Here is a 15,821-nt window from a genome sequence, read left to right as displayed (position 1 = left end):
ATGAATGCCCTGATCTGGTTCGTCATACTTTATTGGGTGATTTCAGTCGGTATCGGTCTTTACGCAAGCAGGTACGTCAAGAGCGGAAAGGACTTCGCGATTGCCGGCCGGGCCTTGCCGATGTCGGTCGTGACGGCGACGGTGTTTGCCACCTGGTTCGGCTCGGAAGCGGTGCTGGGCGTGTCCTCGACCTTCCTCAAGGAAGGCCTGGGCGGCATCGTGGCCGACCCCTTCGGTTCTTCGCTGTGCCTGATCCTGGTGGGCGTGTTCTTCGCCCGGCCGCTGTACCGCATGAACCTGCTGACCATCGGCGACTATTACAAGAAACGCTTCGGCCGCGCCGCTGAAATGCTGGTGACGATCTGCATCGTGATTTCCTACCTCGGCTGGGTGGCGGCGCAGATCAAGGCGCTCGGGCTGGTCTTCAACGTCGTCTCGGGCGGCTACATCACGATGCAGGCGGGCATGATCATCGGCGCCGCCAGCGTGTTGATCTATACGCTCATGGGCGGCATGTGGGCGGTGGCGATCACCGATTTCCTGCAGATGATCATCGTGGTGGTCGGCATGCTGTATATCGGCTGGGAAGTCTCCGGCATGGTCGGCGGCGCCGGCGTCGTGATCCGGCACGCGGCCGATGCCGGCAAATTCAATTTCTGGCCCTCGCCCTCGCTCCGGGAGGTGATGTGGTTCTTTGCCGCGTGGATCACCATGATGCTGGGCTCGATCCCGCAGCAGGACGTGTTCCAGCGGGTGATGTCGTCCAGGACCGAAAAGATCGCGCGCAACGCCTCGATCCTCGGGGGCGTGATCTATTTCGGCTTCGTGTTCATCCCGATCTTCCTGGCGTACTCGGCCACGCTGATCGATCCGGCCATGGTGGCGCGCCTGCTTGAGACCGACTCGCAGTTGGTGTTGCCGACCCTGATCATGGAGAAGATGCCGGTGTTCGCCCAGGTGATGTTCTTCGGCGCGCTGCTGTCGGCGATCAAGAGCTGCGCCAGCGCGACGCTGCTGGCGCCGTCGGTGACCTTCACCGAAAACGTCATCAAGGAAATCCGCCCCTGGAAGAGCGACAAGGAATTCCTGTTCTCGATGCGCGTGGTGGTGTTGCTGTTCACGATCGCGGTGACCTCGCTGGCGCTCAACAGCCAGTCGAGCATTTACCAGATGGTCGAAAACGCCTACAAGGTGACGCTGGTCGCCGCCTTCGTGCCGCTGGCCTTCGGCGTGTACTGGAAGCGTGCCACCCGTCAGGGCGCGCTGGCTGCCATGATCCTCGGCCTGACGACCTGGATCACGCTCGAATACGTCGCGCCGGAAGGCCTGTGGCCGCCGCAGCTGGCCGGTTTGCTGATGAGCGTGGGCGGCATGGTGTTCGGTTCGCTGCTGCCGCAACTGGTGGCGCCGATTCCGCAGGCGCCAGCAGCGGGCGCACTGAGCACCGACTGATTCCATCTTGATTTTCTTCCCTGCGCGATTCGCATTCTTTGCGGATCGCGCAGGCGCTGCGCTACCTTCCTCGTTCTGTTCCCCTCCTGTTTTGCAACGGTCGCCACGACCGTTCGCCTCGCATTTTTTTCCGCTGAACCAAGCCGTTTTCTTGTACTCGCAAAAAATTGTTGTCGAAAAACCAATTGGAACTAATCAGTATTAAATCGACCTCATTGAGCATGTCTCTGCAAACTCATGAATACGATTTTGCCGCTGATGCATTGTTTCTCGACTTCGACGGCACCCTGGTGAATCTGGCTCCCGAGCCGGAAAGCGTGGTCCCGGCGCCGGACCTGATCGAGATGTTGCAGCAGGTGCAAACACGCGCGAACGGTGCGCTGGCGGTCGTCAGCGGCCGGCCGGTAGCGCAGCTCGACCATTACCTGGCGCCGCTGCGCCTGCCTGCCGCCGGCGTGCACGGCCTCGAGCGCCGCGATGCCTCGGGTCGGCTGGTGCAACTTGCCGCTCCCGCCACCGATCCATTGATGGAGCGGCTCGCGTCGTTCGTCGCGCGTCATCCCGGGCTGCTGCTGGAACCCAAGCGTGGGGCGCTGGCGCTGCATTACCGCAAGGCGCCGCATCTGGAACAGGCCTGTATCGAAGCGATGAATTACGCGGTCTCCAAGGTGGGTTCGCACGTGGACGCGCGCGCGCCGGGTTTCACTGTCCTGCGCGGCAAGATGGTGGTCGAAGCCAAGGCGGCGCTGGCCGACAAGGGCGACGCCATCGCCGCATTCATGCGTGAGGCGCCGTTCGCCGGACGTCGTCCGGTGTTCGTCGGCGACGACGTCACCGACGAAGCCGGCTTCAACTGGGTGCAGACCCTCGGCGGCGGACTTGGCGTCAAGATCGGCGAAGGCGAGAGCCGGGCGCAGATGCGCCTGGACAATCCGGCTGCCCTGCATCAATGGCTGGAGCAGGCGCTGCGGGTTGCATCGCGCGGCTGACGTCAGCGCAATTTTTCAGGCAGATAGGCAGGTTTACCGGCACAGGTACATTGGCAAGCGGCACCACCGACGCCACCAGCGCCAACATCCACATCACCGCTCCGGCGACAAAAAAGTAAAGAGAGGAAAGGCAGCATGAGCACGTCATCCATCGATACTCCCAGCAACGACACCTCCACCGGCGTCAGCAACGACGGCGACCGGCCTTCCACTTCTTCCCTCGATCTCGGCGTGATCGGCAACTGTTCCTACAGTGCGCTGATCGACAAACTCGGCCGCATGGTGTGGTGCTGCCTGCCGCGCTTCGACGGCGATCCGGTGTTCAACGCCTTGCTCGATCCCGGCGAGAGCGGCAGCCTGTGGAGTTTTGAGCTGGAGAATTTTTCGCACAGCGAGCAATGGTACGAGCCCAACACCGCCGTGCTGAAAACGCGCCTCTACGACACGCTCGGGCAGGGCGTCGAGATCACCGACTTTGCGCCGCGCTTCCCCAGCCGCGGCCGCTTCTTCCGGCCGCAGACGCTGGTGCGGCGCGTGCTGCCGCTGAACGGCGCGCCGCGTCTGCGCGTGCTGTTGCGGCCGCGTTTCGACTGGGGCCGCGAAGTGCCGGAGATTACCCGCGGCAGCAATCACGTGCGCTACGTCGGATCCGAGATGACGCTGCGCCTGAACACCGATGCGCCGATCAGCTACCTGCTCGACGAGACTGCCTTCGTGATCAGCCGGCCGTTCAACTTCCTGCTCGGTCCCGACGAAACGCTGACCGGCGGCATCGGCGACACCGCGCGCAGCTTCGAGCAGGAAACCATCACCTACTGGCGCAACTGGAGCCGCAGCCTGGCCACGCCGCTCGAGTGGCAGGCTGCCGTGATTCGCGCCGCCATCACGCTCAAGATGTCGGTGTATGAAGACACCGGCGCCATCATCGCCGCGATGACCACCAGCGTGCCGGAAGCGCCGGGCAGCGCGCGCAACTGGGATTACCGTTACTGCTGGTTGCGCGACGCCTTCTTCGTGGTGCGCGCGCTCAACAGCATTTCCGAACTCGGCACCATGGAAGATTACCTGCGCTGGCTCACCAACGTGGTGGTGCGTTCGGCCGGCGGCCACGTACAGCCGCTGTACGGCATCGGCCTCGAAGAAGCGCTGCCGGAACAGATCCTCGATCACCTGCCTGGCTATCGCCATCATGCGCCGGTGCGCGTGGGCAACCAGGCTTACGAGCATTTCCAGCACGACGTCTACGGCAACATCATCCTCGGTGCGGCGCAGGCTTTCCATGATGCGCGCCTGCATCATCGCGCCGGCGCCGAACAGTTCAAGCACCTGGAAGCCGTCGGCGAACGCGCCTTTGAAATGTACGACCGTCCCGACGCCGGCATGTGGGAGTTGCGCACGCGTTCGCGCATTCACACCTCGTCGGCGCTGATGAGCTGGGCCGCCTGCGACCGCCTCGGCAAGATCGCGTCGCGGCTCGAACTCGACGAACGCGCACGCTACTGGCACGAGCGCGCCGAAATGATCGGCAAGCGCATCCTGACCGAAGCCTGGAACGAAGAGCGCCAGACCTACGCCGAAAGTTTCGGCGGCCGCGACCTCGACGCCAGCGTCTTGCTGATGGTCGAAGTCGGCCTGATCGCGCCGACCGACAAGCGCTTCATCGCCACCGTCGACACGCTGGAAAAATACCTGTGCGACGGCCCTTACATGCGCCGCTACGAAGCACCCGACGATTTCGGCCGGCCCGAAACCGCCTTCAACATCTGCACTTTCTGGCGCATCGACGCGCTTGCCCGCATCGGCCGCAAGGAACAGGCGCGCGAGATTTTCGAAGCCATGCTGGCGGCGCGCAATCATGTCGGCCTGCTGTCGGAGGACACGCATCCTGTCACCGGCCAGATGTGGGGCAACTTCCCGCAAACCTATTCGATGGTCGGGATCATCAATTGCGCAATGAGGTTGTCGGTATCGTGGGAGACGGTAATTTGATGGTTCCGCGGTTGCCGTCGATCTATTTTTTTCTACACAAGAATAAAGGAGTTTCATCATGTCCCGCCTCGTCGTAGTTTCCAATCGTCTCGCGGATCCGCGCAAGCCGGCGGCCGGGGGACTGGCGGTGGCGCTCGGTGAAACTCTCAAACGCACCGGCGGCCTGTGGTTCGGCTGGAGCGGCAAGGTCGTCGAAGACGGCACTCCCGGCGAGGGCGCGCTGCATATCAACCAGGCCGGTCCGGTGACGCTGGCCGAGCTCGACCTGTGCACCGAAGACCATGATGCCTACTATCGCGGCTATGCCAACGGCGTGCTGTGGCCCGTGTTCCATTACCGCCTCGACCTGGCGCATTTCGAATCGGGTCACCTGGGCGGCTATCGCCGCGTGAATCAACTGTTCGCGCGCAAGCTGATGCCGCTGCTCAAGCCGGACGACCTGATCTGGATCCATGATTACCACCTGATTCCGCTGGCTGCCGAATTGCGCGCCATGGGTTGCGGCAACCGCGTCGGTTTCTTCCTGCACATCCCGCTGCCGCCGCCGCAAATCCTGGCGGCGATTCCTTCGCATGAGTGGCTCATGCGGGCCTTGTTCGCCTATGACCTGGTGGGTTTTCAGACGGAAGCGGATTTGCAGCATTTCTCAAATTACGTCAAAGCCGAAGCCACCGCCGAGACCGTCGGGGTAAGCCAGTTCCGCGCCTTCAACAGCACGGTGCAGGCCAAGGCTTTCCCGATCGGGATTGACGTCGACGACTTCCAGCGCCTCGGCCGTGCCCGCGAGGCGCGCGAGACCTTCGAGAACACGCGCAAGGAATATTCGCGGCGGCGCCTGCTGATCGGCGTCGACCGGCTCGATTACTCCAAAGGCCTGCCGCATCGCATCCGCGCCTTCCGCGAGTTGCTGCAGCAATATCCGGAAAACCGTCATAGCGCCACGCTGCTGCAGGTGGCCTCGCCAAGCCGCGAAGATGTCGACGCCTACGCGGACATCCAGCGCGAACTGGAAAGCCTGTGCGGCTCCATCAACGGCGATTTCGGCGACTTCGAATGGATGCCGATCCGCTACATGCACCGCACGGTCGCCCGCAAACGCCTGCCGGGTTTGTATCGTGCCTGCGCGGTGGCGTTGGTGACGCCGCTGCGCGACGGCATGAACCTGGTCGCCAAGGAATTCGTCGCGGCGCAGGATGAAGAAGATCCGGGCGTGCTGGTGCTGTCGCGTTTCGCCGGCGCCGCCGAGCAGATGAAGGAAGCCTTGCTGGTCAATCCCTACGACACCCACGGCACCGCCCAGGCCATCCAGCATGCGCTGCAGATGCCGCTGCAGGAACGCAAGGAGCGCCACGCCGCCTTGCTGGCGACGATACGCAAGTACGACGTCCATTGGTGGTGCAATAGTTTCCTTGAGGCATTGGAACAATCGCGTTAAAAATCATTGTTTGTAGTGATTGCGGCAAATAATCGAAAGGTTTTTGTTGTTCTCCGGCAGCTTGGCGCGGCGCTCGGCGTCGGCCTTGTGCCGCCTGCGCGCAGCAGACTCGTAAAAAAGGCTGAAAAACCTTTATAATTCAGGGTTTTGGACGATTTTTGCCGGAGTAATTCATGCCGATTTACGCGTATCGCTGCGAAGCGTGTGGTTTTGCCAAAGATGTGTTGCAGAAGATGTCTGACGACGCGTTGACCGTCTGTCCGTCCTGCGGCAAGGATGGCTTTCGCAAACAACTGACCGCCGCCGGTTTCCAGCTCAAGGGCTCGGGCTGGTATGTAACCGATTTCCGCGGCAATGGCAGCGGCGTCGCCAACAGCACCGGCGCTACCGGCACCGCTCTGCCTGCCAGCGAAGCGCCGGCGTCGGGCGATGCTGGCGTAGCTGCCCCGGCCGCTGCTCCCGCTGCAGCTTCGGCACCTGCTGCCCCAGCGGCCGCACCAGCTGCTGCAGCCCCGGCTGCTTCCAAGTCACCCAGCACCCCAAGCGCTTCCTGAGCGCCACCGCGGAAAGCCACCCCATGCGCAAATACTTCATCACCGGCCTGCTGATCCTGGTCCCCCTGGCAATCACGGTGTGGGTGCTCAACCTGATCATCGGCACCATGGATCAGTCGCTGCTGCTGCTGCCGGAAAGCTGGCGGCCGGAAGCGCTGGTCGGCTTCCATATCCCCGGCCTGGGCACCATCCTCACGCTGCTGATCATTTTCATCACCGGCCTGGCCACGCGCAATTTCATCGGCCGCCAGGTGGTGTCGCTGTGGGAAGGCCTGCTGACCCGCATTCCGGTGGTCAAGTCGATCTATTCCAGCGTCAAGCAAGTATCCGACACGCTGTTCTCGTCGTCCGGCAACGCCTTCCGCAAGGCCGTGCTGGTGCAGTATCCGCGCCAGGGCTCGTGGACCATCGCGTTCCTGACTGGCATTCCCGGCGGTGAAGTGAAGAACCACCTGGCGGGCGACTACGTCAGCCTGTACGTGCCGACCACGCCGAATCCGACCTCGGGATTTTTCCTGATGGTGCCGCGCGCCGACACCATCGAGCTGAACATGAGCGTGGACGAAGCGCTCAAGTACATCGTCTCGATGGGCGTGGTGGCGCCGGAAATGCAAGCCGACAAGAAGATCATCACCGACGTCGCCGCCGATGCGGCCAATCATAATTGAAGGGGCGTTCAGCGCTCCGCAAGAGTTGACCGCGCTGTTCTGCCCCGCCTTCGCCCTGCCAGCAGCACCGAACACAGAAGCAAAAAAAACTGAATCAAACGAAACTGAAAACGGAATAACGGAACCTGAATATGTCCATGCGAACTCAATACTGCGGCCTCACCACTGAGGCACTGCTCGGCCAAACCGTCAGCCTGTGCGGCTGGGTGCATCGTCGTCGCGACCACGGCGGCGTGATCTTCATCGACCTGCGCGACCGCGAAGGCCTGGTGCAAGTCGTCTGCGATCCTGATCGCGTCGACGTGTTCAAGAACGCCGAAGCCGTGCGCAACGAATTCTGCCTGCGCATCACCGGCATCGTGCGCAACCGTCCCGACGGCACCAGCAACGCCAACCTGACCTCGGGCAAGATCGAAGTGCTGGCGCACGAACTGGAAGTGCTGAACCCATCCGTCACGCCGCCGTTCCAGTTGGACGACGACAACCTGTCGGAAACCACCCGCCTGACGCACCGCGTGCTGGACCTGCGCCGTCCGCAAATGCAAAACAACCTGCGCCTGCGCTACAAGGTGGCGATGGAAGTGCGCAAGTTCCTCGACGCGCAAGGCTTCATCGACATCGAAACGCCGATGCTGACCAAGTCGACCCCGGAAGGCGCACGCGATTACCTGGTGCCTTCGCGCGTGAACGCCGGCGAATTCTTCGCGCTGCCGCAATCGCCGCAGCTGTTCAAGCAACTGCTGATGGTCGCCAACTTCGACCGTTATTACCAGATCACCAAGTGCTTCCGCGACGAAGACCTGCGCGCCGATCGCCAGCCTGAATTCACCCAGATCGACTGCGAAACCTCGTTCATGAATGAACAGGAAATCCGCGACCTGTTCGAAGGCATGATCCGCCTGGTCTTCAAGAACGTGCTCGACATCGACCTGCCGGATCCGTTCCCGGTCATGGACTTCGCGACCGCGATGGGCATGTACGGTTCGGACAAGCCGGACATGCGCGTCAAGCTGGAATTCACCGAGCTGACCGACGTCATGAAGGATGTCGAGTTCAAGGTATTCGCCGGTGCGGCCAACAGCGAAGGCGGCCGCGTGGTCGGCCTGCGCGTGCCGGGCGGCGCCGAAATGCCGCGTTCGGAAATCGACGCCTATACCCAGTTCGTCGCCATCTACGGCGCCAAGGGCCTGGCCTACATCAAGGTCAATGAAAAGGCCAAGGGTCGCGACGGCCTGCAATCGCCGATCGTCAAGAACCTGCATGACGCCGCACTGGCCGCCATCGTCGAGAAGACCGGCGCGCAAGACGGCGACCTGATTTTCTTCGGCGCCGACAAGACCAAGGTCGTCAACGACGCCATCGGCGCGCTGCGCGTGAAGATCGGCCACAGCGATTTCGGCAAGAAGAACGGCCTGCTCGACGACGCCTGGCGTCCGCTGTGGGTGGTCGACTTCCCGATGTTCGAATACGACGAAGACAACCAGCGCTGGGTCGCCCTGCATCACCCGTTCACCTCGCCCAAGGATGGTCACGAAGATTTCATCTCGACCAACCCGGCAGCCGCCATCGCCAAGGCCTATGACCTGGTGCTGAACGGTTGGGAAATGGGCGGCGGTTCGGTCCGTATCCACCGCGCCGAAGTGCAGAGCAAGGTGTTCCGCGCGCTGAAGATCAACGACGAAGAAGCACGCCTGAAGTTCGGCTTCCTGCTGGATGCGCTGCAATACGGCGCGCCTCCGCACGGCGGCATCGCCTTCGGCCTGGATCGTCTGGTGACCATGATGGCCGGCGCCGAGTCGATTCGCGACGTCATCGCTTTCCCGAAGACCCAGCGCGCGCAAGATCTGTTGACGCAAGCGCCGTCGGCGGTCGACGAGAAGCAACTGCGCGAACTGCACATCCGTCTGCGCAATGCGGAGCCGGCAATCAAGGCGTAAGCGTAGCAAGCAATATAGTCCTGCCGTCCGCGCCTGATCCGCGCGGAAGGGCAAGTCGAAAGAAGGCGCGTGCAGCAATGCATTGCGCCTTTTTTCATGGACATTCCGTTTCTTCTCATGCCTCGCCGCAGTGGATGATTTGTTATAAATATTTTCCGCATGCATGCGCTGCAAGCATGGCGACATGCGCAGATATCATTTCCGGCTTGCTTCTTGCTGGTCCTATTATCGGATGCATATCCATGCATATCCATGCATATCCATCAGGGGAGAGACCATGCAAGCCAATACAGCCTATGCTGCACCGCCGGTTGTCGTCAGCAAGGACCAGCGTCGACGCGCCATCATCGCCACCGTCATCGGCAATGGACTTGAATGGTTCGACTTCACCGTCTACAGTTTTTTCGCCGTCATCATCGCCAAGCTGTTCTTCCCGACCGGTAACGAACTGACTTCCTTGCTGCTGGCGGTCGCGACTTTCGGCGTCGGTTTTTTCATGCGGCCGGTCGGCGGCATTTTGCTCGGCATCTATGCCGACCGCGTCGGCCGCAAGGCGGCGCTGTCGCTGACCATCCTGCTGATGGCGGCCGGCACGACGCTGATCGGCATCGCGCCGACATATGAACAGATCGGCCTGTTCGCACCGCTGATCATCGTGGTGGCGCGCCTGCTGCAGGGCTTCTCGGCCGGCGGCGAAATGGGCAGCGCCACTGCTTTCCTGACTGAATATGCGCCGGTCAGGGAGCGCGCTTTTTATTCCAGCTGGATCCAGGCCAGCATCGGCGTGGCCGTGCTGCTGGGCGCCGCTGTCGGCAGCTATGTCACCAGCAGCCTGAGCCCGGAAGCGCTGGCGAGCTGGGGCTGGCGCCTGCCGTTCCTGCTGGGCATCATCATCGGCCCGGTCGGCTACTACATCCGCCATCACCTCGATGAAACGCCGGCCTTCCTCGAAGCCAAGGACAAGACCGATTCGCCGCTCAAGGAAATCATCCGCAACTATCCGCGCGAAACCACGGCGAGTTTCTCGATGGTCATCCTGTGGACGGTCTGTACCTACGTGTTGCTGTTCTACATGCCGACTTATTCGATCAAGGTGTTGAAGCTGCCGCAATCGACCGGTTTCATCGCCGGCATGGTGGGCGGTCTGTGCATCATGGTGTTCGCGCCGGTGGTCGGCCGCATCGCCGATCGCTACGGCCGTCGCGGCCTGCTGTCGGGTGCAGCGCTGCTGATCCTGCTGCTGGCGTATCCGATGTTCGCCTACATCAACCATGCGCCCGGCCTTGGCTCGCTGCTGGTTTTCCAACTGGTGTTCGGCATCCTGATCGCGACGTACACCGGTCCGATCCTGGCGGCATTCTCCGAGTTGTTCCCGGCCAAGGTGCTGTCGACCGGTCTGTCGGTGGCCTACAACCTGGCGGTGACGATTTTCGGCGGCTTTGCTTCCTTCATCATCACCGGCCTGATCGCCGCCACCGGCAGCACCATGGCGCCGGCGTTCTACGTGATGATCGCGGCCGCCATCAGCCTGGTGGGCACGCGCTTCGTGCGTGAGCCTGCGTATTTGCAACGCGCTTAGGATCAGCTTTAGTTTCAGCTTCAGTTTCAGCTTTCACTTTTCAGATTTGATTTTTCCATGACCAAGATTCTCCTGCAGGGCGGCAACGTCCTCGATCCGGCGCACGGCAGCCTGCTGCTCCGCCATGACGTCCTGATTGAAAACGACCGCATCATCGACGTCTCTGCGACGCCTATCGATGCGCCGAACGCCTCCGATATGCAGCGCATCGACGTGACCGGCAAGACCGTGATGCCGGGACTGATCGACTGCCACGTGCATGTGCTGGCCTCGCTGGCGAACCTGGGCGCGAATGCCTTGCAGCCGGGCTCGCTGACGTCGATCCGCGCCTTGCCGATTGTCGAAGCCATGCTCAACCGGGGCTTCACGACCGTGCGCGATGCCGGCGGCGCCGACTGGGGACTGGCGCAAGCCATCGCCATCGGGCTGGTGCCGGGACCGCACATTTTCCCGTCCGGCAAGGCCTTGTCGCAGACCGGCGGGCATGGCGATTTCCGTCCGCGTTCGGATGTGCTGGAGCCGTGCTCCTGCGCCTTCCGCGCCGGCGCGATTGCCCGCGTGGCCGACGGCGTTGACGCGGTGCGACTTGCTGCCCGTGAAGAAATCCAGAAGGGCGCGACGCAGATCAAGATCATGGCGTCCGGGGGCGTCGCCTCGCCGACCGATCCGATCGGCAACACGCAATACAGCGAAGATGAAATCCGCGCCATCGTGGCCGAAGCCGAGGCCGCGCAGACCTACGTCATGGCGCATGCCTACACCGGCCGGGCGATTTCGCGCGCGGTACGCTGCGGCGTGCGCACCATCGAGCACGGCAACCTGGTCGATGCCGACGCGGCGCGCGTGATGCGCGAGCACGGCGCCTTCGTGGTGCCGACGCTGGTGACTTACGACTCGCTGGCGCGCGACGGTGCGCGTCTCGGCTTGCCGGCCGACTCGGTGGCCAAGATCGAATCGGTGCGCCAGGCCGGCCGCGATTCGCTGAAGATTTATGCCGAACACGGCGTCCAGATGGGTTTCGGCTCCGACCTGCTGGGCGAGATGCATCAGGACCAGTCGCAGGAATTCGTCATCCGCGCCGAGATACTCGGCAACCTGGAAGCGATCCGCTCGGCGACCTCGATTGCCGCCGCGATCCTGCAACGCGACGGCGAACTCGGCGCCGTGCGCGCCGGCGCGCGCGCCGACCTGATCGTGGTCGACGGTAATCCGCTGGACGATATCCATTTGCTGGCCGGGCAGGGCGAGCATCTGTCGCTGGTAATGCAGGGAGGTTACGTGCATCGCAACACGTGCAACACCTACAACGCGCGCAGCACGTACAGCCCGCGTTGAATCCGGGCGGGCATGTTTTTCGCTCTATGATGGGGCTCTGAGTTGTTCAACACGGGCTGCCATCATGCGTATTTCTCCACTTCCTCCTCTACCGTCGCTGATCGCGTTTGAAGCTGCCATGCGGCATAGCAGCTTCACGCGCGCTGCGGCGGAACTTCACCTGACGCAAAGCGCCATCAGTCGCCAGATTGCGCAGCTGGAGCGTTTTCTCGGCAAGAAGCTGTTCATCCGTGAGCCGCGCGCTTTGCGCCTGACCGTCAGCGGGCAACGCTACGCCGAAGAGGTGCAGCGCCTGCTGGTCGGTTGCGCCGAAGTCACCGAAGACATCATGAAGCGCAAGGGGCACAGCGAACTCACGGTGGCCTGTTCCTCCGGCGTCGCGGTGCTGTGGCTGACGCCGCGGTTGGCGCGGTTCCGCGCGCTGCAGCCGGAATGCCATCTGCGCCTGATCGTCAACGACAGCCTCGCGGCCTTGTCGGAAACCGATTTCGACATGGCCATCTACTTCCTGCGCGACGGTCCGCCGTCCGGCCTGGCGGCGCGCCGGCTGTATGACGAAGAAGTGTTCCCGGTGTGTTCGCCGGCCTATCTCGCAGGCCGCACGCTGGAGCCGCGCGACTTGCTGCAGGAAACCCTGCTGATGCAGGAAGACGGCCAACGCCAGTGGATGTCCTGGCAAAACTGGATGGCGCAGAACGATCTCGGCGAGGCCCGCATCGAGCACCAGATCCTGTCCAATCAATATCCCATCCTGCTGCAGCTGGCGATGGAAGGCCATGGCATCGTGCTGGCCTGGCGCCACATGATCGACGCCTGCATGCGCGAGGGTTTGCTGGTGCGCGCCTGCGAAGCCAGCGCCAGCCTTGGCGGCGGCTACTATGCGGTGTGGCCGCGCGACCGCATCGAACACGCGGCGGCGCGCAGTTTCCGCAACTGGCTGGTCGAGGAGAGCGCCGTTGCCGTGGCCGGCTGATCGCGCGGCAGGGGATACGGATACAATGGGTGTTGGCAACTTGTTACATGCTCAAGAGAAATGAACCGTCCCTTTAAAATCCCCGAGTCCGTCCTTGTCGTCATCTACACCGCAGCGCTCGACGTGCTGCTGATCGAACGCACCGACAAGGCCGGCTACTGGCAATCGGTCACCGGCTCCAAGGACACGCCGGACGAGCCCCTGATGCTGACTGCGCGACGCGAAGTCGGCGAAGAGACCGGGATTGTGATTAGCGACGAAATCAGTGTTTCGCCGACAGTCGCCAATCGTGTTCCGTGCGATCATCTGAGCGATTGGAAGTTGTCGAACGATTATGAAATCTATCCGGTCTGGCGCCATCGCTACGCGCCCGGCGTGACGCGCAATATCGAGCATGTGTTCGGGCTGCTGGTGCCGCAAGGGATTCCGGTGACGCTGGCGCCGCGCGAGCATACGCGCTATCAGTGGCTGCCGTATCGTGCCGCGGCCGACCAATGTTTTTCGCCGTCGAATGCGGAAGCGATCCTGCAGCTGCCGCGATACATTTAAGTTCTCGGCGCGCACCTCCGCGATGGATGGCTGCAGGTCAATTTGCACACAGTTACATTTGACGCAGTTCAATTGAAATAACCAAGAGGTTTTGCCGATCGTATGAAGTTACGCATAGCCACTTACAACATCCACAAGGGCGTCACCTCGTTCAGCGGACGCCCACGGATCCATGCGCTCAAGCAGGCGCTGGCGCAACTTGACGCCGACCTGGTGTTCCTGCAGGAAGTACAGGGGCGCCACGACCGCATCGCGCTGCGCCACGCGGCGCTCTGGCCGCAGCAGGCCCAGCATGAATACCTCGCGGGCGAATCGCATCATGCAGCGTATGGCGTGAACGCGGTGTACGACCACGGCCATCACGGCAATGCCTTGCTGTCGCGCTTCTCGATCGCCTCGGCGCGTAACCAGGACGTGTCCGATCATGCCTACGAATCGCGCGGCATCCTGCATTGCGTGGTCGAGATCGAGGGTGTACCGGTGCATTGCTACGTGATCCACCTTGGCCTGTTCGCGGGCGGTCGCCGCCGTCAGACCGCCGCGCTGATCGAAGCGGTGCGCGCTTCGTCGCCGCCGGATGCGCCGATCATCATCGCCGGCGACTTCAACGACTGGGGCAACAAGCTCAGCGAATTCCTGCGCATCCGTCTTGGCGTGAGCGAGGTGTTCGAACAGCACGGCTCCGCGCACGGCCTCATGGGCTACCTGCGCAAGCTCGGCGGCATGCGGCCGGTGATTCAGCCGGCGCGTACCTTCCCGGCCTCGATGCCGATGCTGCGGCTGGATCGTATTTATCTGCGCGGTTTCGAAGTCGAATCGGCGGAAGTCATGCGGGGCGGGCTGTGGGCCAACCTGTCGGATCACGCTCCCATTGTCAGCACCTTGCGCTTAAAATGACGACAGTTCAACTTCCGTCAGCCACCACTTGACTGCTTCCCTTCTCGATTTTCGCCATCGCGCGCATCGCGCGCATCGTGCGGATATGCCATGCGCGTAATCAGTTATAGCGGCGACAACCATGTCGAGCTACTGCGTTGTGGTGCGGAATTCTTCCCGGCGCTGATCGCCGCCATCGACGAAGCACGCGTCGAGATCTATCTCGAAACCTATATTTTCAGCATCGACGACACCGGCATCCTGGTGCGCGATGCCTTGGTCCGCGCGGCGCAACGCGGCGTCGTGGTCAGCGTCATCACCGATTGGATCGGTACCGGCCGGGTTGAAAGCAAGCAGCTCAAGGCCACGTTCACCGCCGCCGGCGTCCAGCATCGTTCGTTCAATCCCTGGTTCCGGCGCGGCGTGGCGCGCAGCCATCGCAAGCTGTGCGTGGTCGATCGCAAGTGTGCGTTCGCGGGCGGCCTCAACATCAACGACGATTTCTTTTCCGACGATGCGCGCCGCGTGCCTTTGCCGGCGCCGCGCTGGGATTTTGCGGTGCGCATCAGCGGCCCGCTGGTGGAGGCGATCCATCGGGAAATGCTGGACCAGTGGATACGCATCGGCAAGATGAAGCTGCGCGCGCGCTGGGATCGTTTCAAGATGGGACGCTACATCCGGCACGACACCGAGCCGGGCCAGGCGCTGGCCGGACTGGTGGTGCGCGACAACCTGCGCAATCGCCGCACCATCCAGCGCGCTTACCTGCAGGCGCTGGGCCGCGCGCGCGAGACGGCGTTCCTGACCAATCCGTATTTCGCGCCCGGCCGCAAGCTGCGCCGCGCGCTGGAAGAAGCCGCCCTGCGCGGTGTGCGCGTGACGCTGCTGCTGGGCGTCGGGCAGTTTTACCTGCAGGATGCGGTGGCGCATTCCTTCTATCCGAAACTGCTCAAGGCCGGCGTGCGCATCGTCGAATACACCAAGACCCAGCTGCATGCCAAGGTCGCCGTGATCGACGACGAGTGGGCCACGGTCGGCTCCAGCAACTACGACGGCCTCAGCCTGTTCGTGAATCAGGAAGCCAACGTCGTCGTCAGCGACGTCGCGTTCGCCGCCACCCTGCGCACCGAGATCGAAATCGGGGTGAGCGAGGGCCGGCTGGTGCAGTTGCAGGACTTCCTGCATTCGCCCTGGTACAAGCGCCTCTGGTACGGCACGGCCTTCCTGATGTATCGCGGCATCATCCGCATCATCACACTGGGACAGGACGCTTAGCTCTTCCTGCTGCATGTCATTGCCTTTGCACAAGGCTGGGTCATAATGCACTTTCCCTTTTGTCGGCACATGCGGCTCAATGCGCGACGTTCCCGGCATGAACGGAATTCCTATCCCATCAATAAAGACAATCAATTTCTAATTTTCAATAAATTTAATTAAAGTTCATGCAGCACCGCCATCACGCAGGGACAGATGCGGGTTTTCTAA

General features: G+C 62.4%; 13 protein-coding genes. All 13 read left to right on the top strand.

Translation table 11 applies throughout. The features are described 5' to 3' along the window. The 13 genes from DXT88_RS21460 (at window position 1) to DXT88_RS21400 (ending at window position 15,611) form a co-directional block, all read left to right on the top strand. The gene (locus DXT88_RS21460; RefSeq protein ID WP_265215978.1) at window positions 1–1,452 is read left to right on the top strand and encodes a sodium:solute symporter family protein; all 1,452 of its coding nucleotides are present in this window, start codon (window positions 1–3) and stop codon (window positions 1,450–1,452) included. A gap of 221 nt (window positions 1,453–1,673) precedes the next feature. After that, window positions 1,674–2,441 carry a trehalose-phosphatase gene (gene otsB, locus DXT88_RS21455; RefSeq protein WP_265215976.1) on the top strand — a complete coding sequence of 256 codons (768 nt, stop codon included), beginning with the start codon at window positions 1,674–1,676 and terminating at the stop codon, window positions 2,439–2,441. Between the two features lie 135 nt (window positions 2,442–2,576). Then, window positions 2,577–4,430, top strand: a complete 1,854-nt coding sequence (locus DXT88_RS21450; protein WP_265215975.1) for a glycoside hydrolase family 15 protein — start codon at window positions 2,577–2,579, stop codon at window positions 4,428–4,430. A 58-nt stretch (window positions 4,431–4,488) separates the two neighbouring features. Next, window positions 4,489–5,865 (top strand): alpha,alpha-trehalose-phosphate synthase (UDP-forming), encoded by a 1,377-nt coding sequence (otsA, locus tag DXT88_RS21445; RefSeq protein ID WP_265215974.1) that lies wholly within the window; start codon window positions 4,489–4,491, stop codon window positions 5,863–5,865. 173 nt (window positions 5,866–6,038) lie between these two features. Beyond that, window positions 6,039–6,419: an FmdB family zinc ribbon protein gene (locus DXT88_RS21440; protein WP_265215973.1), complete on the top strand. Its 381-nt coding sequence runs from the start codon at window positions 6,039–6,041 to the stop codon at window positions 6,417–6,419. A 23-nt stretch (window positions 6,420–6,442) separates the two neighbouring features. Next, a complete protein-coding gene (locus tag DXT88_RS21435) occupies window positions 6,443–7,087 on the top strand; it encodes a DUF502 domain-containing protein (protein WP_265215972.1) in 645 nt (214 codons plus the stop codon). 131 nt (window positions 7,088–7,218) lie between these two features. Further along, window positions 7,219–9,024 carry an aspartate--tRNA ligase gene (gene aspS / locus DXT88_RS21430; RefSeq protein WP_016833143.1) on the top strand — a complete coding sequence of 602 codons (1,806 nt, stop codon included), beginning with the start codon at window positions 7,219–7,221 and terminating at the stop codon, window positions 9,022–9,024. A 277-nt stretch (window positions 9,025–9,301) separates the two neighbouring features. Then, window positions 9,302–10,603 (top strand): MFS transporter, encoded by a 1,302-nt coding sequence (locus tag DXT88_RS21425; protein WP_265215971.1) that lies wholly within the window; start codon window positions 9,302–9,304, stop codon window positions 10,601–10,603. Between the two features lie 57 nt (window positions 10,604–10,660). Further along, window positions 10,661–11,938, top strand: a complete 1,278-nt coding sequence (locus DXT88_RS21420) for a metal-dependent hydrolase family protein (protein ID WP_265215970.1) — start codon at window positions 10,661–10,663, stop codon at window positions 11,936–11,938. Between the two features lie 64 nt (window positions 11,939–12,002). Continuing rightward, entirely contained in the window at window positions 12,003–12,911 is a 909-nt protein-coding gene (locus DXT88_RS21415; protein ID WP_265215969.1) for a LysR substrate-binding domain-containing protein, read from the top strand. A 60-nt stretch (window positions 12,912–12,971) separates the two neighbouring features. Continuing rightward, window positions 12,972–13,460: a dihydroneopterin triphosphate diphosphatase gene (gene nudB, locus DXT88_RS21410; protein ID WP_265215968.1), complete on the top strand. Its 489-nt coding sequence runs from the start codon at window positions 12,972–12,974 to the stop codon at window positions 13,458–13,460. Between the two features lie 102 nt (window positions 13,461–13,562). After that, window positions 13,563–14,357, top strand: a complete 795-nt coding sequence (locus DXT88_RS21405) for an endonuclease/exonuclease/phosphatase family protein (RefSeq protein WP_265215967.1) — start codon at window positions 13,563–13,565, stop codon at window positions 14,355–14,357. A gap of 90 nt (window positions 14,358–14,447) precedes the next feature. Next, a complete protein-coding gene (locus tag DXT88_RS21400; RefSeq protein WP_265215966.1) occupies window positions 14,448–15,611 on the top strand; it encodes a phospholipase D-like domain-containing protein in 1,164 nt (387 codons plus the stop codon). Window positions 15,612–15,821 lie beyond the last annotated feature (210 nt).

The organism is Herbaspirillum lusitanum, from assembly GCF_026127345.1.
Taxonomy (GTDB): Bacteria; Pseudomonadota; Gammaproteobacteria; order Burkholderiales; family Burkholderiaceae_D; genus Herbaspirillum; species Herbaspirillum lusitanum.
This window is presented reverse-complemented; position numbering and strand designations above follow the sequence as displayed.

What these genes read in the sequence shown, in the direction of transcription:
- DXT88_RS21460 (WP_265215978.1), top strand. Translation starts at nt 1, where the DNA reads ATGAATGCCCTGATCTGGTTCGTCATACTTTATTGGGTGATTTCAGTC.
- otsB (WP_265215976.1), top strand. Translation starts at nt 1,674, where the DNA reads ATGTCTCTGCAAACTCATGAATACGATTTTGCCGCTGATGCATTGTTT.
- DXT88_RS21450 (WP_265215975.1), top strand. Translation starts at nt 2,577, where the DNA reads ATGAGCACGTCATCCATCGATACTCCCAGCAACGACACCTCCACCGGC.
- otsA (WP_265215974.1), top strand. Translation starts at nt 4,489, where the DNA reads ATGTCCCGCCTCGTCGTAGTTTCCAATCGTCTCGCGGATCCGCGCAAG.
- DXT88_RS21440 (WP_265215973.1), top strand. Translation starts at nt 6,039, where the DNA reads ATGCCGATTTACGCGTATCGCTGCGAAGCGTGTGGTTTTGCCAAAGAT.
- DXT88_RS21435 (WP_265215972.1), top strand. Translation starts at nt 6,443, where the DNA reads ATGCGCAAATACTTCATCACCGGCCTGCTGATCCTGGTCCCCCTGGCA.
- aspS (WP_016833143.1), top strand. Translation starts at nt 7,219, where the DNA reads ATGTCCATGCGAACTCAATACTGCGGCCTCACCACTGAGGCACTGCTC.
- DXT88_RS21425 (WP_265215971.1), top strand. Translation starts at nt 9,302, where the DNA reads ATGCAAGCCAATACAGCCTATGCTGCACCGCCGGTTGTCGTCAGCAAG.
- DXT88_RS21420 (WP_265215970.1), top strand. Translation starts at nt 10,661, where the DNA reads ATGACCAAGATTCTCCTGCAGGGCGGCAACGTCCTCGATCCGGCGCAC.
- DXT88_RS21415 (WP_265215969.1), top strand. Translation starts at nt 12,003, where the DNA reads ATGCGTATTTCTCCACTTCCTCCTCTACCGTCGCTGATCGCGTTTGAA.
- nudB (WP_265215968.1), top strand. Translation starts at nt 12,972, where the DNA reads ATGAACCGTCCCTTTAAAATCCCCGAGTCCGTCCTTGTCGTCATCTAC.
- DXT88_RS21405 (WP_265215967.1), top strand. Translation starts at nt 13,563, where the DNA reads ATGAAGTTACGCATAGCCACTTACAACATCCACAAGGGCGTCACCTCG.
- DXT88_RS21400 (WP_265215966.1), top strand. Translation starts at nt 14,448, where the DNA reads ATGCGCGTAATCAGTTATAGCGGCGACAACCATGTCGAGCTACTGCGT.